General features: G+C 70.9%; 17 protein-coding genes and 1 pseudogene. 10 read left to right on the top strand and 8 right to left on the bottom strand.

What is annotated here, in order from left to right; translation table 11 throughout:
- Window positions 1–63 precede the first annotated feature (63 nt).
- A complete protein-coding gene (mgrA, locus tag DIZ27_RS13295; protein WP_109378581.1) occupies window positions 64–1107 on the bottom strand; it encodes an L-glyceraldehyde 3-phosphate reductase in 1044 nt (347 codons plus the stop codon).
- A 244-nt stretch (window positions 1108–1351) separates the two neighbouring features.
- Here mgrA and DIZ27_RS13290 point away from each other — a divergent pair, with 244 nt between their 5' ends.
- Complete coding sequence (locus DIZ27_RS13290; RefSeq protein WP_109378580.1) at window positions 1352–1954, top strand: snapalysin family zinc-dependent metalloprotease; 603 nt, start codon at window positions 1352–1354, stop codon at window positions 1952–1954.
- A 275-nt stretch (window positions 1955–2229) separates the two neighbouring features.
- On the opposite strand, the gene DIZ27_RS13285 is transcribed toward DIZ27_RS13290, so the two are convergent.
- Window positions 2230–3408 (bottom strand): S1 family peptidase, encoded by a 1179-nt coding sequence (locus tag DIZ27_RS13285; protein ID WP_109378579.1) that lies wholly within the window; start codon window positions 3406–3408, stop codon window positions 2230–2232.
- Window positions 3409–3601: 193 nt separating this feature from the next.
- Between DIZ27_RS13285 and DIZ27_RS13280 the strand changes: the two genes are divergently transcribed.
- The 5 genes and pseudogenes from DIZ27_RS13280 (at window position 3602) to DIZ27_RS13260 (ending at window position 6990) form a co-directional block, all read left to right on the top strand.
- Window positions 3602–4027, top strand: coding sequence for a helix-turn-helix domain-containing protein (locus DIZ27_RS13280; protein ID WP_181383507.1), 426 nt, complete (start codon window positions 3602–3604; stop codon window positions 4025–4027).
- A 244-nt stretch (window positions 4028–4271) separates the two neighbouring features.
- Window positions 4272–4664 carry a hypothetical protein gene (locus tag DIZ27_RS13275; protein ID WP_109378577.1) on the top strand — a complete coding sequence of 131 codons (393 nt, stop codon included), beginning with the start codon at window positions 4272–4274 and terminating at the stop codon, window positions 4662–4664.
- 132 nt (window positions 4665–4796) lie between these two features.
- Window positions 4797–5882 (top strand): GNAT family N-acetyltransferase, encoded by a 1086-nt coding sequence (locus tag DIZ27_RS13270; protein WP_109378576.1) that lies wholly within the window; start codon window positions 4797–4799, stop codon window positions 5880–5882.
- Window positions 5883–5967: 85 nt separating this feature from the next.
- Window positions 5968–6413, top strand: a pseudogene (locus tag DIZ27_RS13265) (DUF2269 domain-containing protein).
- A gap of 124 nt (window positions 6414–6537) precedes the next feature.
- The gene (locus tag DIZ27_RS13260) at window positions 6538–6990 is read left to right on the top strand and encodes an ATP-binding protein (RefSeq protein ID WP_109378575.1); all 453 of its coding nucleotides are present in this window, start codon (window positions 6538–6540) and stop codon (window positions 6988–6990) included.
- Between the two features lie 33 nt (window positions 6991–7023).
- Here the strand turns inward: DIZ27_RS13260 and DIZ27_RS13255 are convergent, their stop codons facing one another.
- From DIZ27_RS13255 to DIZ27_RS13245, 3 genes are all read right to left on the bottom strand, one after another.
- Window positions 7024–9423: an excinuclease ABC subunit UvrA gene (locus DIZ27_RS13255; protein WP_109378574.1), complete on the bottom strand. Its 2400-nt coding sequence runs from the start codon at window positions 9421–9423 to the stop codon at window positions 7024–7026.
- A gap of 89 nt (window positions 9424–9512) precedes the next feature.
- The gene (locus tag DIZ27_RS13250; RefSeq protein WP_109378751.1) at window positions 9513–9926 is read right to left on the bottom strand and encodes a VOC family protein; all 414 of its coding nucleotides are present in this window, start codon (window positions 9924–9926) and stop codon (window positions 9513–9515) included.
- A gap of 5 nt (window positions 9927–9931) precedes the next feature.
- Window positions 9932–10381, bottom strand: a complete 450-nt coding sequence (locus tag DIZ27_RS13245) for a helix-turn-helix transcriptional regulator (RefSeq protein ID WP_109378573.1) — start codon at window positions 10379–10381, stop codon at window positions 9932–9934.
- 183 nt (window positions 10382–10564) lie between these two features.
- On the opposite strand from DIZ27_RS13245, the gene msrA reads away from it, so the two are divergent.
- Window positions 10565–11086 carry a peptide-methionine (S)-S-oxide reductase MsrA gene (gene msrA / locus DIZ27_RS13240; protein ID WP_109378572.1) on the top strand — a complete coding sequence of 174 codons (522 nt, stop codon included), beginning with the start codon at window positions 10565–10567 and terminating at the stop codon, window positions 11084–11086.
- Window positions 11087–11188: 102 nt separating this feature from the next.
- Here msrA and DIZ27_RS13235 read toward each other — a convergent pair whose 3' ends face one another.
- Window positions 11189–11662, bottom strand: a complete 474-nt coding sequence (locus DIZ27_RS13235; RefSeq protein ID WP_109378571.1) for a carboxymuconolactone decarboxylase family protein — start codon at window positions 11660–11662, stop codon at window positions 11189–11191.
- A gap of 325 nt (window positions 11663–11987) precedes the next feature.
- Here DIZ27_RS13235 and DIZ27_RS13230 point away from each other — a divergent pair, with 325 nt between their 5' ends.
- Complete coding sequence (locus tag DIZ27_RS13230) at window positions 11988–12212, top strand: hypothetical protein (RefSeq protein ID WP_109378570.1); 225 nt, start codon at window positions 11988–11990, stop codon at window positions 12210–12212.
- A 369-nt stretch (window positions 12213–12581) separates the two neighbouring features.
- Entirely contained in the window at window positions 12582–14861 is a 2280-nt protein-coding gene (locus DIZ27_RS13225) for a catalase (protein WP_109378569.1), read from the top strand.
- 125 nt (window positions 14862–14986) lie between these two features.
- Here the strand turns inward: DIZ27_RS13225 and DIZ27_RS13220 are convergent, their stop codons facing one another.
- Window positions 14987–15439: a phospholipase gene (locus DIZ27_RS13220; RefSeq protein WP_109378568.1), complete on the bottom strand. Its 453-nt coding sequence runs from the start codon at window positions 15437–15439 to the stop codon at window positions 14987–14989.
- A gap of 464 nt (window positions 15440–15903) precedes the next feature.
- Here DIZ27_RS13220 and DIZ27_RS13215 point away from each other — a divergent pair, with 464 nt between their 5' ends.
- Window positions 15904–16692, top strand: coding sequence for an SAM-dependent methyltransferase (locus DIZ27_RS13215; protein ID WP_109378567.1), 789 nt, complete (start codon window positions 15904–15906; stop codon window positions 16690–16692).
- Window positions 16693–16729: 37 nt separating this feature from the next.
- On the opposite strand, the gene yicI is transcribed toward DIZ27_RS13215, so the two are convergent.
- Window positions 16730–19000, bottom strand: a complete 2271-nt coding sequence (gene yicI / locus DIZ27_RS13210; protein ID WP_109378566.1) for an alpha-xylosidase — start codon at window positions 18998–19000, stop codon at window positions 16730–16732.
- Between the last annotated feature and the right edge of the window lie 150 nt (window positions 19001–19150).

Below are 19150 nucleotides of genomic sequence, written 5' to 3'. Positions count from 1 at the left end.
CGGGGCCGCCGAGAACGACCCCGGCCGGGGTCGTCCCGCGCGAGGACGAGCCGGTGCTCCGGCTCAGCCCATGGTGCCGAGACGGGCCTCGCGCCACAGGTCGACGCCGCCGTCGGTGGCGTACTTGTCGATCTCGGCCAGCTCCTCGTCGCCGAAGTCCAGGTTCTCCAGCGCGGCGACGTTCTGCTCCAGCTGCTCGGTGCGGGACGCGCCGATGACCAGCGAGGTGACACGCCGGTCCCGCAGGGCCCAGGCCAGCGCCATCTGGGCGAGCGTCTGCCCGCGGCGGGCCGCGATGTCGTTGAGGGCGCGCAGTCGGTGCAGCATGTCGTCCGTGAGCCATGAGGCGTCGAACGACTTGCCCTGCGTCGCCCGCGACCCCTCCGGCACACCGTCCAGATACCGTCCGGTCAGCAGGCCCTGCGCCAGCGCGGTGAACCCGATGATTCCGAAGCCCTCCTCCTGGGCCACGTCCAGCAGTCCCTCCGTCTCGATCCAGCGGTTCAGCATGCTGTACGACGGCTGGTGGATCAGCAGCGGAGTTCCCAGGTCCCGGAGGATGGCGACCGCCTGCCGGGTGCGCTCGGCGTCGTAGGAGGAGATACCGACGTACAGGGCCTTGCCCTGGCGGACCGCGGTGTCGAGCGCGCCCATGGTCTCCTCGAGGGGAGTGGTGGCGTCGAGCCGGTGGGAGTAGAAGATGTCCACGTAGTCCAGGCCCATGCGCTTCAGCGACTGGTCCAGGGAGGCGAGCAGGTACTTGCGCGAGCCGCCGCCCTGGCCGTAGGGGCCCGGCCACATGTCCCAGCCGGCCTTGGTGGAGATCACCAGCTCGTCCCGGTACGGGGCCAGGTCCTGCTTCATCAGCCGGCCGAAGTTGATCTCCGCGGCCCCGTAGGGCGGACCGTAGTTGTTCGCCAGGTCGTGGTGGGTGATGCCGAGGTCGAAGGCGCGCAGGGCGATCTCACGCTGGGTCTCGAAGGCCCGGTCGTCGCCGAAGTTGTGCCAGTAGCCCAGGGACAGCAGGGGGAGGTCGAGTCCCGAACGCCCGGTGCGCCGGTAGCGCATGGTGCCGTCGTAGCGCTCGGGATTGATGACGTGGTTCATCTGGTGTTCTCCGGGTGCGATGCAGGGATGTCCCGTGGGACGTGGGAGCCCTGTCCACACTGCCCCCGCGTGATCCGGAAGTCCAACCGATCCTTCGCACAGGACTCAGCGACACGGCTTCTGAATCCCGGGGGGCGTTGCCGGACGGGCGGGGCCGATTGACGGATTGCCGCCCTCGCCCGACGGGCAGGGAGGCCCTGAGTGTCATGAGCACGACTGTCCTTCCCCCACAAGGAGGTCGACCATGCGCATCCGTACGCTGACCGGAGGCCTGGCCACGGTTCTGGTGATGTCCTTCCCCCTGCTGTCGAGTGGCCAGGCCGTGGCCGCCCCGCCCGGTGTGCCCGAGCAGCCCCTGGCCGCCCGCGTGCTCACCTACGACGCGAGCGGCTCCGCGGAGTTCAGGTCCGCCGTCGACCGCGGCGCGGCGGTCTGGAACGAGAGCGTCGACGCCGTGGAACTCCGCCCGGCCGCGCCCGGGCAGCGCGCCGACGTCCGGGTCCTGGCGGACAACGGCTGGCCCCGCGCCCTGCCCACCGGTCTGGGCAGCGGCACCGTCTACATCGGCCGTCAGGCCGTGAACCAGGGGTACGACACGATCCGCATCTCGGCGCACGAGCTCGGGCACATCCTGGGCCTGCCGGACCGCAAGCCGGGCCCCTGCTCCAGCCTGATGTCCGGCTCCAGCGCGGGAACCGCGTGCACCAACCGTTACCCGAACGCGGCGGAGAAGGCGGAGGTCGAGAAGAACTTCGCGGGCGCCCGCTCCGGCACGGGCGAGGCGGAACGGACGGGCTCGGCAGGGCAGCCGGGTTCGATGCCGCGGGCCGTGCTGATCAGGGACTGACCGGCGGCGCCACCGCACCCACCGGACCACCTCCCGCGCTGCTCACCCGCCCGATGTGACTGTCCGAGGCGAGTGTGGTTATGATTGACGCACGTCAAGGCGCCGGAACTCCCGGATCCAGGCCGTGCGTTGGTGGTCCAAGGAAAGACGCCCCGCTTCCTGCGGGGAGATGCAGGTGCAAGGCCTGCCCAGCGCTCCACCGCAAGCCCGGTTCCCGAACGATGTGTTCGGGAACCGGGCTTGCTTCGTCGGTGCCACGTGCCGTTGGGGGACGGTCAGGCCGTGTGCAGGGTCAGGCCGTAGCGGTTCAGGATCTCGTTGATCGGCTGGAACCAGGTCTCGCCCCCGCCGGAACAGTTGCCCCAGCCGCCGGAGGTGACGCCCTGCGCCTGGTCACCGCTGATGAACGAGCCGCCCGAGTCGCCGGGTTCGGCGCAGACGCTCGTCTTCGTCATCTGATGCACCGAGCCCTGGCTGTAGTTGACGGTCTCGTTCTTGGCCAGGACCCTGCCGCAGTGCCAGCGGGTCGTCGAGCCGGAGCGGCAGATCGAGGCGCCGACGGGAGCCTCGTTCGAGCCGCGCACCAGCTGGTCGGAGACCGTGCCCCAGCCGAGCACCACCGGAACCGTCCACCAGCCGCTGCCCACGTTGACCCACGCGTAGTCGTCGCCCGGGAACGAGGAACCCTGGAAGTTGCCGATGTACGAGCCGTCCCAGCCCCGCACCTGGCCGCCCACGCCACCGCAGTGCCCGGCGGTCACGAAGCCGCCGTGCACCGAGAAGCCGATGGAACAACGGACGTTGCCCGTGTAGTAGGGGTCGCCGCCCACCGTCCCCGCGGCGAAGGTTTCCGCGGCGGCCTCCACGGTGCGCACGGTGACCGGTCCGGCCTCGCGGGCCTCGGAGAGGAACCGACGGACATCGTTGTCGTCCCGTTCGCCCTCGACGACGTTCACCACCACCGTGTTGGCGGTCGGGTCGACGGACCAACTGCTCACACCCGAAGGCGCGTCGAGGCGATCCAGCCGGGACATGGCCGCGTCGAGTTGCCGTGCGCTGTGCTCGACGACGCGGACGGCCGCGCCGGAGGAGCGGAGGTCACGGACCGTAGACGCGTCCGCGTCCGACGTGACCGCGACGGTCAGTTTCTCGCTCTTCGCGTCGAACCAGGCGCCGCCGTAGGCGGATCCGGCGGTCTTGACGGCCTCGGGTTCGAGATCGGTGGCCCGTCGTTCGGCGGCCAGCCGCGCCTCGGCCTGGGCGGGGGACAGGCCGAAGTCCCGCTGCATCGCCTGCAACAGGGCCTCGGATGCCGACGCGGAATCGGCCCGGGCGGCGGATTCGGCGGAGTCGGGAGTGTCACTCGCCGAGGCGGGCAGGGTGCCGGCCGCGGTCCAGCTGCCGAGCATGAGCAGGGCGGCCACGCAGGCATGCGTGAATCGGGTGCGTCTCATGGGAAGTTGCCCTTCGTCGTTCCAGCAAGGTGGGGGTGGAACAACCGCATCTGAGAGCGCTCTCATCGGATTTGGGCAGAGCTTAGCGGGCCCGGAGTATCAGGTCCATGCCAATGCGGGAAATCCGGTCGGCTCCGAGCGGGCGACGAAGCCGGACGGCGCCGACGCGGCCCGTGCCGTCGCCCGGCACCTGGTGGTCTTCCTCGCCCGGCCGGGCGGGCAGTCCCAGTTCAGTGTCCGCGCCCGGATCGGCCGGCCCGGCACCCCGGCGCTGCGCACGGTGCTGGACCTCCTCCCCGAGAATCCGGCGGCCGAGCACACCCTCGGCTCCCTGGCCCGCCAGGTCGGGCTCAGCCCCAGGCACCTCACCCGGCTCTTCCGGGCGGAGACCGACACCTCGCCCGCGCGGTTCGTGGAACAGGTGCGCCTGGAAGCGGCCTGCACCTTGCTGGTGACCGGGACCGACCCACTGGACGCCGTCGCCCGGCCCGCCGGATTCGGCAGTCCGGAAACCATGCGCCGGGTCTTCCAACGCGAACTCGGCGTCACCCCCGGCGCCTACCGCACCCGCTTCAGCACCACCGCGGGCTCGGCCCACCGGCACATACCGAACGCCTGAGCCGTAGATCCCCCGGGGACACCTGGCGGTGTCCGACGGCGTTCGACGACGTGACCGGTGATGCGGCAGTGGAGCGCTGCGGCCGGGGCGCGCAGAGTGCGCCCCGTTGCGGTGCCGGGGGCTTGACGAGGCAGGACGCGCTCGGCGCTACTGGAAGGCGTCCCGGGCGGACGTTCCGGGGGGGACGCCCGGTACCGGCCCGGTATGCCAGCCCCCGCCGGGATGCACGTCGGGAGGTGACCGGGTGCGGCCTCGATGGGCGGCGGCGATCGTTCTGCTGACGTCGGTACTCCTCGCGCACCTGTGCTCGCCGGTGGTCGCCGACGTGGCGGACCGGCGCACGGCGCCGGACCGGCACACGGTGACCCACCCCACGGCCGCCCAGGACCCCGCGCCCCAACGCGTCCGCGAGCCCTCGCCCGGCACGCAGGACGCCTGCCTGCACCGCCCCCTGGCACGCTCGCCGAGGACCGCGGGCGCGACCGGAGCGGCGCACCAGGCGGCGACGGACGGCCGGATGAACGCGGTTCCCTCCGAGCGAGGCGTCCTCGCCCCGTACCCGCCGGGTGCTCCACGCGGCGCGGAACCGGCGGGCCCGGCCCGCGACGCAGCCGCATCACAGACTCTTCGCTGCTGAGCGACCGCAGTACCGCCCGAGGCCTGCACCGCGCGGCCCGCGTACTTTCCGGTGGCCGCTCGCGCGCCGCACGCCGATGCAACGCGGCAGGCCTTCGCGTGTCCCCGAAACCGTGACGACACAGGAGACCCCATGTCCCGAAAGCGCGTTCTCGTTCTGCGACCGGACGAACTGGGCCCCACCGAGTACAAGACGTGGAGACATCTGCGCAGCGAATCCGGCGCACCGGAGAACCCGTTCCTCGACCCGGCGTTCACCGCGGCCGTCGGGCAGGGCAGGCCGGGAGCCAGGGTCGCCGTACTCGAGGAGGACGGCACACCCGTCGGCTTCTTTCCGTACGAGAGGGGGGCATGGGGACAGGGAAGGGCCATCGGCCTCGGCGTGTCGGACAGCCAGGGCGCCGTCCTGCGCCCCGGCCTCCGGCTCGACCCCCGCCGCCTCCTGGCCGCCTGCGCCCTCTCCTCATGGGAGTTCGACAATCTGGAGGCCGGTCAGCACCTCTTCGTACCGCATGCCACCGAGGAACTCGCCAGCCCCGTCGTCGACATCGGCGAGGGATTCGAGTCCTACACCCGACGGCTGCGCGCGACCGCCCCCGGATTCCTCCGGCAGACCCTGGCCAAGGAGCGCAGGCTCGCCCGGCAGGTCGGCGAGGTGCGGTTCGTGTACGACACGCATGACCCGGACGCGTTACGGGCGCTGATGCGCTGGAAGTCCGCCCAGTACCGGCGCACCGGCCGCCGGGACCGGTTCGCACAGCAGTGGATCACCGCTCTGGTGGAACGGCTCGCGGGCGGCGACGAGCCCGAGTGCCGTGGACTGCTCTCCGTGCTGTACGCCGCCGGCCGCCCCGTGGCCGCCCACTTCGGGCTGCGCTCGCCCACGGTGCTCTCCTGGTGGTTCCCCGCCTACGACCGCGACTACGGCAAGTACTCCCCGGGGCTGGTGCTGCACCTGCGGATGCTGGAGGCGGCGGCGGCCGACGGGGTCCACCTGGTCGACCTGGGCAGCGGGCCGGCCCGTTACAAGGACTCGTTCAAGACCCGTGAACTGCCGGTCTACGAGGGCGCCGTGGTGCGCCCGGTGCCGGGCGGGGCCGTGTACCGGCTGAGCCGCGAACCGGCACGGGCCGCCCGCCGCTTCGTACGCGACCGCCCCCGGCTGGCCGGCGCGGTCAGGCGCACGCTGGAGGAGTCGGGACGGCTGCGCGACCGGTGAGGGCCCTCGCGTACGCCGAGGCCAGTAGCCGGGGCACTCCCGCTGTGGGACGCCCGCGGCGACCGGGCCCGGCACCGTGGGGCAGGTGGAACTCAGCCGTCCCGCACGCCGGGCCTTCCTCGTCGTCCACGTCGTCTCCTCCGCGAGTCGGCTCGGGTTCGCCCCCGGGCTGCTCGCACCCGGTGTCACCGCGAACACCACCGGGTCCGCGGCCGCCGTGGAGGCATCCGTCCGGGCCATGCAACTCTTCGCCGACCGGTTCCTGATTCCGCTCGCCCTGCTGACCCCGGCCACGACCACCGCGACGGTCCTCGCGCTGCGACCAAGGGTGACGCGGCGGTGACCGCCGTGGCCGCAGGGCAGCCCCTGCCCGATGGAGGCGATGTCCTCTTCGGACCGATCGTGTCCCTGTCCGCCTGGTCCGTCCTTGTCCTCATGACGGTGATCTCGCTCCTCAAGCCCCGGGGCCCGGCCCCGAAACCGGCCGAACCGGTGGGCGCCCTGGCACCGGGCGGCCGGAACCCCCTATGACGCGCCCGACACAATTCACCGAACGAGCGGTGAGCGACCGTCCGGCCCGGCATGGTGGGCCGAAGAGTGCGGCCGGGCATTTCGGGTAGTCGCGCGGTGTGATCGGTGAGTGAAGGCGGACCGAATGGAACCAGTTCCGGTGGACGAAGGAGGCACGCTGCCGGGAGCACCGCGACGGGTGACGTACGCCCTGGACGGTGACGGCGCGTGGATAGCGAAGGCCCGGCAGCTGGCCGCCGCGTTCCTGACGCGGGCCCGGACGGAGGACGGGCTGCCCGTCTCGGCGCGCGCGGTGGAGATCACCCAGCTCGTGGTCAGCGAGCTGGTCACCAACGCCCGCAAGTACGCCCCCGGCCCCGTCCGGCTGGACCTGTGCATCACCGGTGACGCCCTCGAGGTGATGGTCCGGGACGGCAGCGGCGTGCTGCCCGTGGCCAGGGTCGCGAACCCGGACCGGGTGGGACAGCACGGCCTGGAGATCGTGATGGCCGTCGCCCACGGACTGGAGGTGCAGCCGGAGCCGACCGGCAAACGCATCACGGCCCGCATCTCCCTCGTGGAGACGACCGGCCGCTGACGACCGGCCGCCTCCACGAGGGTGTCGCTCCTCTCAGGCGCCGACGTACGACGCGAGGTGCTCGCCGGTCAGGGTGGAGCGGGCGGCGACGAGGTCGGCGGGGGTGCCCTCGAAGACGATCCGGCCGCCGTCGTGCCCGGCGCCCGGCCCGAGGTCGATGATCCAGTCGGCGTGCGCCATGACCGCCTGGTGATGCTCGACGACCACGACCGACTTGCCGGAGTCGACGAGCCGGTCCAGCAGGCCGAGCAGTTGCTCGACGTCGGCGAGGTGCAGGCCGGTGGTCGGCTCGTCGAGGAGGTAGACGCCGCCCTTCTCCGCCATGTGGGTGGCCAGCTTGAGCCGCTGCCGCTCGCCACCGGAGAGCGTGGTCAGCGGCTGGCCGAGGGTGAGGTAGCCGAGCCCCACGTCGGCGAGCCGGCCGAGGATCCGGTGCGCCGCCGGCGTGCGCGCCTCACCGGCACCGAAGAACTCCTCGGCCCGCGCCACCGACATCGCGAGCACCTCGCTGATGTCGCGGCCACCGAGGTGGTACTCCAGCACCGACGCCTGGAACCGCTTGCCCTCGCAGTCCTCGCAGGTGCTGGCGACCCCGGCCATCATCGCCAGGTCGGTGAAGACGACACCGGCGCCGTTGCAGGTGGGGCAGGCACCCTCCGAGTTGGCGCTGAACAGCGCCGGCTTGACGCCGTTGGCCTTCGCGAACGCCTTGCGGATCGGGTCGAGCAGCCCCGTGTACGTCGCCGGGTTGCTCCGCCGCGAGCCGCGGATCGGGCTCTGGTCGACCGAGACCACGCCCTCGCCGTCCTCCCCCTTCAGCCTGCACAGCGACCCCTGCACGAGCGAACTCTTGCCGGAGCCGGCGACGCCGGTCACGACGGTGAGCACCCCGAGCGGGACGTCGACGTCGACGCCGCGCAGGTTGTGCGTCGTCGCGCCGCGGATCTCCAGTGCCCCGGTGGGTTTGCGCACCGACTCCTTGAGGGCGGCCCGGTCGTCCAGATGACGGCCGGTGACGGTGTCACTGCCCCGCAGCCCCTCGACGGTGCCCTCGAAACAGACGGTGCCGCCCGCCGTGCCGGCGCCGGGACCGAGGTCGACGACATGGTCGGCGATCGCGATCGTCTCCGGCTTGTGCTCCACGACCAGCACCGTGTTGCCCTTGTCCCGCAGCCGCAGCAGCAGGTCGTTCATCCGCTGGATGTCATGGGGGTGCAGGCCGATGGTGGGCTCGTCGAAGACATAGGTGATGTCGGTGAGCGGGGAGCCGAGATGGCGGACCATCTTCACGCGCTGCGCCTCGCCGCCCGACAGTGTGCCCGACGGCCGCTCCAGCGAGAGGTAGCCCAGCCCGATCTCCACGAACGAGTCGAGGCTGTCGCTCAGGGCGGTGAGCAGCGGGGCCACCGAGGGCTCGGACAGGCCGCGGACCCACTCGGCCAGGTCCCGGATCTCCATCGCGCAGGCGTCCGCGATGGAGATGCCCTTGATCTTCGACGACCTGGCCCCCTCGCTGAGCCGGGTGCCGTCGCACTCGGGGCAGGTGGTGAAGGCGACGGCCCGCTCCACGAACGCCCGGATGTGCGGCTGCATCGACTCCTTGTCCTTCGACAGGAACGACTTCTGGATCTTGGGGATCAGTCCCTCGTAGGTGAGGTTGACTCCCTTGACCTTCACCTTGACCGGCTCCCGGTACAGGAAGTCCTGCCTCTCCTGCTCGGTGAACTCCCGGATCGGCTTGTCCGGGTCGACGAAGCCCGACGCGGCGTAGACCCCGACGGTCCAGAAGCTGTCCGACTTCCAGCCCGGGATGGTGAACGCGCCCTCGGCCAGCGACTTGGAGTCGTCGTAGAGCTGGGTGAGGTCGATGTCGGAGACGGTGCCCCGGCCCTCGCAGCGCGTACACATGCCGCCGGTGCGCTGGTAGGTCGCCTTCACCGCCTTCTTGTCGCCGCGCTCGACGGTGATCGCCCCGCTCGCCCGGACCGAGGCGGTGTTGAAGGAGTACGCGCTGGGCGGGCCGATGTGCGGCGTGCCGAGCCGGCTGAAGAGGATGCGCAGCATCGCGTTGACGTCGGTGGCGGTGCCGACCGTGGAACGGGGGTCCGACCCCATCCGCTGCTGGTCGACGATGATCGCGGTGGTCAGACCCTCGAGGACGTCGACCTCGGGCCGGGCCAGGGTCGGCATGAACCCCTGAACGAAGGCGCTGTAGGTCTCGTTGATCAGCCGCTGCGACTCCGCGGCGACCGTGTCGAACACCAGCGAGCTCTTGCCCGAGCCGGAGACGCCGGTGAACACGGTCAGCCGGCGCTTGGGGATCTCGACGCTGACATCCTTGAGGTTGTTCACGCGCGCGCCGTGCACGCGGATCAGTTCGTGGCTGTCGGCACCGTGCGGCGCGGCCGGCCGCGCCTTCGTCCTCATGGCCATGCTGGTGGTGTCTTCCTCTCGTGGGTGATTCCCGGGTCGGGTGCGACCGCCGAGCCGGGGCCGGGCGGTGACTGCGGTGACCGGGCGGCTCAACGCAGCTGCTGGATGCGGATCAGGTTGCCCGAAGGGTCGCGGAAGGCACAGTCACGAACGCCGTACGGCTGCTCGGTCGGCTCCTGGACCACCTCGGCGCTGTCGGCCGACTGCAGCCGCGCGAAGGTGGCGTCCAGGTCGTCGGTGGCCAGCAGGAGACCGGCGTACGTGCCCTTGGCCATCATTTCGGCGATGGTGCGGCGCTCGTCGTCGGTGACACCGGGGTCGGCGGCCGGCGGGGTCAGGACGATGGAGGTGCCGGGCCGGCCGACGGGACCGACCGTGATCCACCGCATCCTGCCGTGTCCGACGTCGCCCCGGACTTCGAAGCCGAGGGTGTCGCGGTAGAAGGCCAGGGAGGCGTCAGGGTCGTCGTGCGGGAGGAAACTCGCGTGAATGGTGATGTCCATGGCCGTCACGCTAGAGGGGGGCCGGGCGCGGGCGCTTCTCGATTTCTGACCGGTCTGGTCACCTGCTTCGCCACGCACGGCGGCAGCCCCGCCGTCATGCTCGCCGCGCGGCGCCGATAGGCACTGGGCGGCATGCCGACGAGCTCGGTGAAGCGCGTGCTGAACGTGCCCAGCGACGAGCAGCCGACCGCGAAACAGACCTCGGTGACACTGAGGTCCCCGCGGCGCAGCAACGTCATCGCACGCTCGATGCGCCGCGTCATCAGATAGCTGTACGGCGACTCGCCGTACGCCGCCCGGAACTCCCGGCTCAGATGCCCGGCCGACATGTGCGCGCCACGGGCGAGTGCCTCGACGTCCAGCGGCTGCGCGTACTCCCGGTCGATCCGGTCGCGGACCCGGCGCAGCCGCGCGAGGTCGCGCAGGCGCTGCGTCGAGGCCGGTGTGTCGGTCATATGTGAAATCGTACCCACGGTCGCCGCCCGACCTGGGCGGAATCCTCCGGGCCGGACGGTCATGGGCGGAACAACAGGGCTCCCGGCATGGTTGAGACTGCTGTACGTACGGCTGCGACGGTGCGGGACCATGAAGACGAGACGGGACCGGCCGTCCAGGACGCGGGAGAAGGGCGAGAGCAGATGACGAGGACCGAGGCAACCGTGGAAACAGCGCTGCTGGCGGGCGGCTGTTTCTGGGGCATGGAGGAACTGATCCGCACGTTCCCGGGCGTCCTCAGCACGCGGGTGGGCTACAGCGGCGGTGACGTCCCCAACGCCACGTACCGCAACCACGGCACCCACGCCGAGTCGATCGAGATCACCTACGACCCCGCCGTCACGGACTACCGCACGATCCTGGAGTACTTCTTCCAGATCCACGACCCGAGCACGAAGAACCGGCAGGGCAACGACATCGGGCTGAGCTACCGCTCCGCCATCTTCTACCTCGACGACGAGCAGAAGCGCGTCGCCGAGGAGACGATCGCCGACGTCGACGCGTCGGGTCTGTGGCCGGGTCCGGTGGTGACCGAGGTCGCGCCGGCCGGCCCGTTCTGGGAGGCCGAGCCCGAGCACCAGGACTATCTGCAGCGGTACCCGGACGGCTACACCTGTCACTTCGTCCGCCCCGGCTGGCGTCTGCCGAAGCGCGCGGAGTCCTGAGCTTCTGAGTACCTGAACTCCATGGGCACCTGAGCTCCATGGCACCTGAGGCCGCACCACAGGGGGCGCGCACGCGAGGCGGCGTGCCCCCTGTGCCGTCCGTCAGCCGAACTGACCGGGCTGGTAGTCGCCGGCGGGCTGCTGGTTGATGACGTTGATGCGGTTGTAGGTGTTGATGACGGCGATGAGGGAGATGAGGGCGACCAGCTGGTCCTCGTCGTAGTACTTGGTGGCGTTGGTCCAGGCCTCGTCGGTGACCCCGCCGGCGGCGTCGGCGATGCGGGTGCCCTGTTCGGCCAGTTCGAGGGCGGCGCGCTCGGCGTCGGTGAAGACGGTGGCCTCGCGCCAGGCGGCGACGAGGTGGAGGCGCTGGGCGGTCTCTCCGGCGTGGGCGGCGTCCTTGGTGTGCATGTCGGTGCAGAAGCCGCAGCCGTTGATCTGGCTGGCGCGGATCTTCACCAGTTCCTGCGTGGCGTGCGGCAGACCCGAGTCGGACACCGCCTTGCCCGCCGAGTTGATGTGCTTCAGCACCTTGGTCGCGAGCGCGTTGCCGAAGAGGTTGATACGGGCATCCATGGTGATCTCCTGGTTCGCGTGTGCGGTTACGTACTTCTGACGAGGCAGCCCGCCGAGATGTGACAGGTTCCCGGGGTGTGACGTACGTCTCCCGACTGGAGACGGCCCGCGGGGTGCGGCGGGTCGGACCACGGCGGGCTCGCGGAGGCGTCGTCCACGGAGCGGCGAACGGGCGATAGCCTGACGGCATGCAGGACCACCCCTCCGCACCCGCCGAGAGCGGCACCGCCCTGCCGCGCGTTCAGGGCCGCGGCCAGGACTGACACCCCGGCCCGGTACGGGAACAGTGAGGGGACGGGAAGGCCGGACGGGGAGCGGAGCGTCGGTGAGCGAGCGTCAGGAACGCGACTGGACGGACATGACGCCGGGAGATTTCGACCGGGACGCCCCGCTGCGGCTGAACGTGGGCACCGGACCCGTCGTGGTGCCGGCCGAGCCGGACGAGTATGGCACGGTGCCTCTGTTCGGCGAGGAGCCCCCGGCCCGACGCCCCGTCCCGCGCCGTCTTCCGCGCGGCGGCGCACCCGCCGAGCAGGAGCACCTGTTCTGACTTCGGTTCAGGCGCACGCGTCCGGGGCGGGAATGCCGTACGGGGGACGAAAAGGGTGACCGGCCCGCGTCGAATGCCGCCGGGCCGCATCCTCCGTGCCTCGGTTTCCGGGAGCGGGGTACGCGGACGGGGCGGCCGGTCCGACGCGGTGGGAAAGCGCGATGGGAAAGAAGGAGCAAGCACGGGCGCTTCGGGGTGGAGGGTTCACCCCATCGGAGCGTGCTCGCTGCGTGGGGCTCCTCGTCGTGAGAGGTTGACGACCTGAGCCCCTTTTCCGGCGCTTTGTCAGCGATCGGATCGCCCGCAGCCGGCAATTGAGCATCCGGTCACCCCATCCGTGGCCGCTAAGAAGCGGAGGAGTGTCACCCCATGAGCGAGGCCAACCCCGTCAAACGGGCTGCCCAGAAGATCACCGAAAGTCTGCAGGGCGACGGCGCGGGCCCGGAGGAGGGAATTCCCGGCAAGCCGGGCTCCGAGTCGCCGACCGTGGCCGAGCCGACCGAGCCCCGTGAGCCGCTGCCGCCCAAGCCGGACCAGAGCGGGCCGGCCACCGTGTCGCCCACCGGCCAGGCGACCGGAGACGACCAGGCCCGGGTGGCGCAGTCCGGGAGCCGGCTGACGAACGCGCAGGGCACCCGACTGTACGACACCGACCACTCGCTGAAGGCGGGCCCGCGCGGTCCCGTCCTGCTGCAGGACCACCATCTGCGCGAGAAGGTCATGCACTTCGACCACGAGCGCATCCCGGAGCGTGTGGTGCACGCCCGGGGCGCGGGCGCGCACGGGGTCTTCCGGAGCTACGGCACGGCGGCCTCGGTGACCAAGGCCGGGTTCCTCGCGGCGGACGTGGAGACGCCGGTGTTCACGCGGTTCTCCACGGTGGTCGGCTCGCGGGGGTCCTCGGACACCGTGCGGGACACCCGCGGTTTCGCGACGAAGTTCTACACCAGCGAGGGCGTCTTCGACCTGGTCGGCAACAACATCCCGGTCTTCTTCATCCAGGACGCCATCAAGTTCCCGGACGTCATCCACGCCGCGAAACCGCACCCCGATCGGGAGATTCCGCAGGCGCAGAGCGCGCACGACACCTTCTGGGACTTCGTCTCGCTGCACACCGAGGCGACCCACCACACCATCTTCTTCATGGGCGACCGCGGCATCCCACGCTCCTTCCGGATGATGGAGGGCTTCGGCGTCCACACCTTCCGGCTGGTGAACGCCGAGGGTGCCACGACGCTGGTGAAGTTCCACTGGAAGCCCAAGCTGGGCGTGCACTCCCTGGTGTGGGACGAGGCGCAGATGATCAACGGCATCGACCCGGACTTCCACCGCCGGGATCTCGCCGACGCCATCGAGGCCGGTGCCCACCCGCAGTGGGAGCTGGGCATCCAGACGTTCCCCGACACCCCGGACCAGACCTTCGAGGGCATCGACCTTCTGGACTCCACGAACCTCGTCCCCGAGGAACTCGCCCCCGTGCAGCCGATCGGGCTCCTCACGCTCAACCGCAACCCCTCGAACTTCTTCGCCGAGACGGAGCAGGTCGCCTTCCACGTCGGTCACCTGGTCCCCGGCATCGACATCACCGACGACCCGCTGCTCGCCGGGCGTCTTTTCTCCTACCTCGACACCCAGATCACCCGGCTCGGCGGCCCCAACTTCCCGCAGCTGCCCGTCAACCGCCCCCACGCCCCGGTCAACGACATGCTCCGGGACGGCATGCATCAGACCGTCGTGCACCGGGGCGTGGCCCCCTACCGGCCCAACTCCCTCGACGGCGGCTGCCCGTTCACCGCGGGAGCGGACACCGGGGCGTTCGTCGAAACTCCCGTACGGGTACCCGAGGCGACGAAGGTGCGAGACGCCCCGAAATCGTTCGCCGACCACTTCAGCCAGCCCCGGCGCTTCTGGCTGAGCATGAGCCCGGTGGAGCGGGAGCACATCATCGGCGCCTACACCTTCGAACTCGGCAAGTGCTATGAGCAGGCCGTCAAGGAACGCACCCTGCAGGTCCTGGCCAACATCGACCCGGAGCTGTGCTCCCAGGTCGCCGAGGGCCTCGGCCTGCCCGCGCCGGAGCCCACCATTCCGCTCGCCGACGTCGCACCGAGCCCGGCGCTGTCCCAGGTCGGGCGGACCTGGCCCACGGACGGACGCGTCATCGGGATCCTCACGAGCCCGGACGGCGACCTCGAGGGGGTCCGTTCCGTGCGCGAGGCGGTGCTCGAGGCCGGCATGGTTCCCCTCGTCGTCGCGCCGACCGGCGGCACACTCGGCACGGGCGGGAACACACTGACGGTACAGCGCAGCTACGTCACCGCCCGTTCCGTCGAGTTCGACGCCGTACTGCTGGCCGGCGCGCCCGCCGTGGGCGACGACGCGAACCGCGCCCGCGACGCCAAGGGCCTCTCCGCCGCCGCGCAGCGGACGGCGGCCGATCCGCGGGTCGGCCTGCTCCTGTCCGAGGCCTTCCGGCACGGCAAGGCGATCGGCGCGTGGGCGGGCGGCGAGACGGCCCTCGAGGCGGCAGGCGTACCCGCCGACGCACCCGGGATCGTCGTCGCCGACTCCGGTTCCGCCGCACTCGAGCAGGTCAGGGAACTCCTGGGCTCGCACCGGGTCTGGGAGCGTTTCGTCACCCAGGTCTGACACCTCCCCTCCCCGGGATTCCGGCGGCCGGGGCCTGCCCGCGGGGCAGGACGCGGCCGCCGTCGCCGGCCGCGTCCTGCTGCTCGAGCGGGGACGGATCGTCGCCGGTCGAGCTGCCGGAGTTGTCAGCCGAAGGCCCTGACCGCCTGGTAGTAGGTCCACGCAGTGCTGTTGCAAGCGGTCTTCGTGCCGCCGCTGTAGCCGGCGCAGACCCGCTTGAGGTCTTCGTAGAAGGCGCTGTCGAGGCGTGCCTTGTTGGCGTCGAAGGAACCGGCCGCCTTGTAGTTGCGGTAACCGAAGTCGTGGCGCGCGCAGGAGGTGGCGAAGGGGAAGCCGAACGGGTTGTCGGGGGAGGTGGAGCAGTAATCGGTGCTCCAGTCGAACTGGTAGGCGGACCAGGCGGCTTGGTTGGAGCGCGCCGTGACCCACTGGTTGTAGCTCGAGGCACTGGTCTGGGTCCAGTTCGAGAGGACCTGGGCCTTGTCGGCGGGAACGGCGTCGGCGGCTGTGGCGGTGCCCAGCACGCTGACGGCGGCAAGGGCCGAGGTGGCCAGTGCGGTGGCGAGTCTACGGTGCATCCCGAACCTCCATGAGGCTGCGACCCGGCCATCGGGTCGCAGGTTCATGACAAGAGATGCCCATGCTGCCGACGTTCTTACACCACGTCCGACTTGACGGCCCGTCGACATCAGGATTCGCCAGGCGTCATCAGCGCACATCACGGATGAACGGCGCATCCGGAACCGACTCTGCCGTGCGGACCGGCTCAAGTGGTGGCCGTCGCCGAGGCTCCCGGCAGTCGGTGAACCGATTCCCGACATCAACCGAGGGGCCTGCGGCCGTCCTCACCGCCGGCCGGGCCGTACTCGTCCCGTGGCCGCGTCCCCGCGCCCCGAACCCACCGACCGGTGGTCCGGGGTACGGGGCGGGGAGCGGGGCGGCCCTCCGTCCCTTGATTCAACTGTCCCTGTATGAAGGTGCGTTGATGTGCGAGACTCGGTGATCGTCAGCAGCCGTGATCCATCGTGGGACGGAGTCCTCCATGTCGGCCGGCAGGTCAGATCCTCCGCAGATCGACACCAGCAAGGCGCACCCCGCGCGGGTCTACGACTGGTTGCTCGGCGGCAAGGACAACTATCCCGTGGACGAGGCCGTCGGCGAGAAGCTGCCGCCCGAGGCGCGGGACGGCGCCCGGCAGAACCGTCAGTTCATGCACCGGGCGGCGGCCTGGCTCGCCGGGCAGGGCGTCGACCAGTTCCTCGACATCGGCACGGGCATTCCCACCGAGCCGAACCTGCACCAGATCGTGCAGTCCGTCGTCCCGGCCGCGAGGGTCGTCTACATCGACAACGACCCCATCGTCCTGCGTCACGCGGAGACCCTGCTGATCAGCGATCCCGAGGGCGTCACCGACTACATCCAGGCCGATGTGCGCAGTCCGGGGGAGATCATCGAACACGCCCGGACCGTCCTCGACTTCGGGCGTCCGGTCGCACTGTCCCTGATCGCCCTCCTGCACTTCATCCCCGACGACCAGGAACCCCTCGCCATCGTCGGCGAGTTGCTCTCCGGGCTCCCGCCGGGCAGCCACCTCGTGCTGTCGCACGCCGCGTCCGACCGGCACGCGGAACTGGCCGCGCAGGTCACCGCCGAGTACGCCAGAGCCGGCATCCGCCTCGGCCTCCGCACCCGCGACGAGGTCGCCCGCTTCTTCGACGGCCTGGACATGGTGGAACCGGGCCTGGTGACCGCACCGGAATGGTTCCGGACGATCCCGGCCCCCGCACCCGAGGACAGCGGCATCTACGCGGGCGTCGCACGGCTCCGCTGACGCGGCACCGCTCCCGCCCCGGCCGCCGTCGCGCCCGTCATCCCAGCGGCACCGTCACCGCACCCGCTCCCCGGGCCTCCGCCCCGCCCGCGACACGCACCGTGAACGGCCGGTCGGTCCCCGACGCGGTGACCCGCAGGACGCCGCCGTCGCGCAGGATCCGGAAGGCCGCGGCCCGCGCGCCCGTGGTGTCGGGCACGGTGATCTCGGCCGTGTAGCCGGGCGAGGCCGTCGGGTGGACGAGGAGGACCGGCGCGTCCAGCCAGTCGCCGTCCGGCCGCGAGTCGTCGCCGGCCAGGGGCAGGACGGCGCCCTCACGGACGTACAGCGGGAGGCTGGAGTAGCCGTGCCGTTCGGTGCGCCAGCCCGGGCCGGTGACCTTCTGGCCGCTCAGCAGGTGGGTCCAGGTGCCCTCCGGCAGGTAGACCTCGACCTCGCCGTCCGGGCTGAACACGGGCGCCACCAGGAGGTCGGGGCCCAGCATGTACTGGCGGTCGAGCGGACGGCACGTCGGGTCGCCGGGGAACTCCAGCACCATCGGCCGCATCATCGGCACGCCGGTGGCGTGCGTCTCGACGGCCGCGCCGTACAAGTACGGCATCAGGCGGTGCTTGAGCAGGGTGAACCGCCGGGCGACGCCGACCGCCTCGTCGCCGAACTCCCACGGCACCCGGTACGACGAGGAGCCGTGCAGTCGGCTGTGCGAGGAGAGCAGGCCGAAGGCGAGCCAGCGCTTGAACACTTCGGGGTCGGGCGTGCCCTCGAAACCGCCGATGTCGTGGCTCCAGAAGCCGAACCCGCTCAGCGACAGCGACAGACCGCCCCGCAGCGACTCGGCCATGGCCTCGAAGGACGACCAGCAGTCGCCGCCCCAGTGCACGGGGTACTGCTGCCCGCCGGCCGTCGCGGACCGGGCGAACAGCACGGCCTCACCCTGCCCGCGCTCCTTCTCGAGGAGCTCGAACACCGTGCGGTTGTACAGCTGCGTGTAGTAGTTGTGCATCCGCTCGGGGTCCGAGCCGTCGTGCCAGACCACGTCGGTGGGGATGCGCTCGCCGAAGTCCGTCTTGAAGCAGTCCACGCCCTGGTCGAGCAGGGCCTTGAGCTTCGACTGGAACCAGGCGCGCGCCTCGGGGCCGGTGAAGTCGACCAGGCCCATGCCGGCCTGCCACAGGTCCCACTGCCACACGTCGCCGCCGGGCCTGCACACCAGGTGCCCGAGGGCGGCGGCCTCGTCGAAGAGTGGGGACTTCTGGGCGATGTACGGGTTGATCCAGGCGCTGATGCGCAGGCCCTTCTCCTTGAGCCGGGCCAGCATGCCGTCCGGGTCGGGGAAGACGTCGGGGTCCCACCGGAAGTCGCACCACTGGTACTCGCGCATCCAGAAGCAGTCGAAGTGGAAGACGGACAGCGGGATGCCGCGTTCGGTCATGCCGTCCACGAACGACGTGACGGTCCGTTCGTCGTAGGACGTGGTGAACGAGGTGCTGAGCCACAGGCCGAACGACCAGGCCGGGGGCAGGGCGGGGCGGCCGGTGAGGGCCGTGTAGCGGCTGAGTACGTCCTTCGGGGTGGGACCGGCGACGACGTAGTACTCCAGCGACTGGTCCTCGACGCTGAACTGCACCTGGCCCACGGACTCCGAGCCGATCTCGTAGGAGACCGCTCCGGGGTGGTTGACGAAGACGCCGTAGCCGCGGGAGGAGACGTAGAACGGGATGTTCTTGTAGGACTGCTCGCTGCTCGTGCCGCCGTCGGCCTGCCAGACGTCGACGGTCTGACCGTTCTTGACGAACGGGGTGAAGCGCTCACCGAGGCCGTAGATCTGTTCCCCGACGCCGAGCGCCAGCCGGGTCAGCATGTGGTGGGCTCCGTCGCCGGTGGTGGCGAAGGCGGTGCCCTTGGCGTCCGCGCGGGTCAGCTCGCGTCCGTCCGCGTCGTGGAAGCCGAGCGAGAAGGGACCGGACCCGTCGAGGCGGAGGGTCAGCGGGCCGCTGGTCAGCTCGGTGACCCGGCCGTCCGTGCGCACCGTCCCGGCGCCGTCCGGATCACCGGTGAGGGAGAAGTCGGGGCCGGGGCGCCGCTTGCCCGCGTGGTGGGTGACGCGGATGCCGATGACGCCCTCGGCGGGGGAGAAGCACTCGACCGTGACGAGAGGAGCGTTGAGGGTGTCGCCTCGATGCCTCACTCTCTTGACGGCGGCATAGCTGGTGAAGCGCTTCGACTCCGTGCGCACATCGCGCAACTCGGTGGCGTACGAGATCTGGACGCCCTCGCGGATGCGCCAGAAGCCGTCGGTGAACTTCATGATCTTCCTCGGAGGGGGAGGGGCGATGGCGAGAAGAAAGTCGTACCTGGCCAGGAACTATGACAGGTCCGGGAGTTCCTGTCACGCCCTGGAACGAGGAGATCCCGCCGTCGGGGGCCGATGCGGCCGGCCCCCGCCGACGTGTTGGTG

Origin of the sequence: Streptomyces sp. NWU339, assembly GCF_003143855.1 — a bacterium.
Classification (GTDB): Bacteria; Actinomycetota; Actinomycetes; order Streptomycetales; family Streptomycetaceae; genus Streptomyces.
This window is presented reverse-complemented; position numbering and strand designations above follow the sequence as displayed.

Coding starts and splice junctions, on each gene's coding strand:
- msrA (WP_109378572.1), top strand. CDS start 10,565: ATGACGAGGACCGAGGCAACCGTGGAAACAGCGCTGCTGGCGGGCGGC.
- DIZ27_RS13225 (WP_109378569.1), top strand. CDS start 12,582: ATGAGCGAGGCCAACCCCGTCAAACGGGCTGCCCAGAAGATCACCGAA.
- DIZ27_RS13260 (WP_109378575.1), top strand. CDS start 6,538: ATGGAACCAGTTCCGGTGGACGAAGGAGGCACGCTGCCGGGAGCACCG.
- DIZ27_RS13290 (WP_109378580.1), top strand. CDS start 1,352: ATGCGCATCCGTACGCTGACCGGAGGCCTGGCCACGGTTCTGGTGATG.
- yicI (WP_109378566.1), bottom strand. CDS start 19,000: ATGAAGTTCACCGACGGCTTCTGGCGCATCCGCGAGGGCGTCCAGATC.
- DIZ27_RS13285 (WP_109378579.1), bottom strand. CDS start 3,408: ATGAGACGCACCCGATTCACGCATGCCTGCGTGGCCGCCCTGCTCATG.
- DIZ27_RS13220 (WP_109378568.1), bottom strand. CDS start 15,439: ATGCACCGTAGACTCGCCACCGCACTGGCCACCTCGGCCCTTGCCGCC.
- DIZ27_RS13245 (WP_109378573.1), bottom strand. CDS start 10,381: ATGACCGACACACCGGCCTCGACGCAGCGCCTGCGCGACCTCGCGCGG.
- DIZ27_RS13270 (WP_109378576.1), top strand. CDS start 4,797: ATGTCCCGAAAGCGCGTTCTCGTTCTGCGACCGGACGAACTGGGCCCC.
- mgrA (WP_109378581.1), bottom strand. CDS start 1,107: ATGAACCACGTCATCAATCCCGAGCGCTACGACGGCACCATGCGCTAC.
- DIZ27_RS13255 (WP_109378574.1), bottom strand. CDS start 9,423: ATGGCCATGAGGACGAAGGCGCGGCCGGCCGCGCCGCACGGTGCCGAC.
- DIZ27_RS13215 (WP_109378567.1), top strand. CDS start 15,904: ATGTCGGCCGGCAGGTCAGATCCTCCGCAGATCGACACCAGCAAGGCG.
- DIZ27_RS13235 (WP_109378571.1), bottom strand. CDS start 11,662: ATGGATGCCCGTATCAACCTCTTCGGCAACGCGCTCGCGACCAAGGTG.
- DIZ27_RS13250 (WP_109378751.1), bottom strand. CDS start 9,926: ATGGACATCACCATTCACGCGAGTTTCCTCCCGCACGACGACCCTGAC.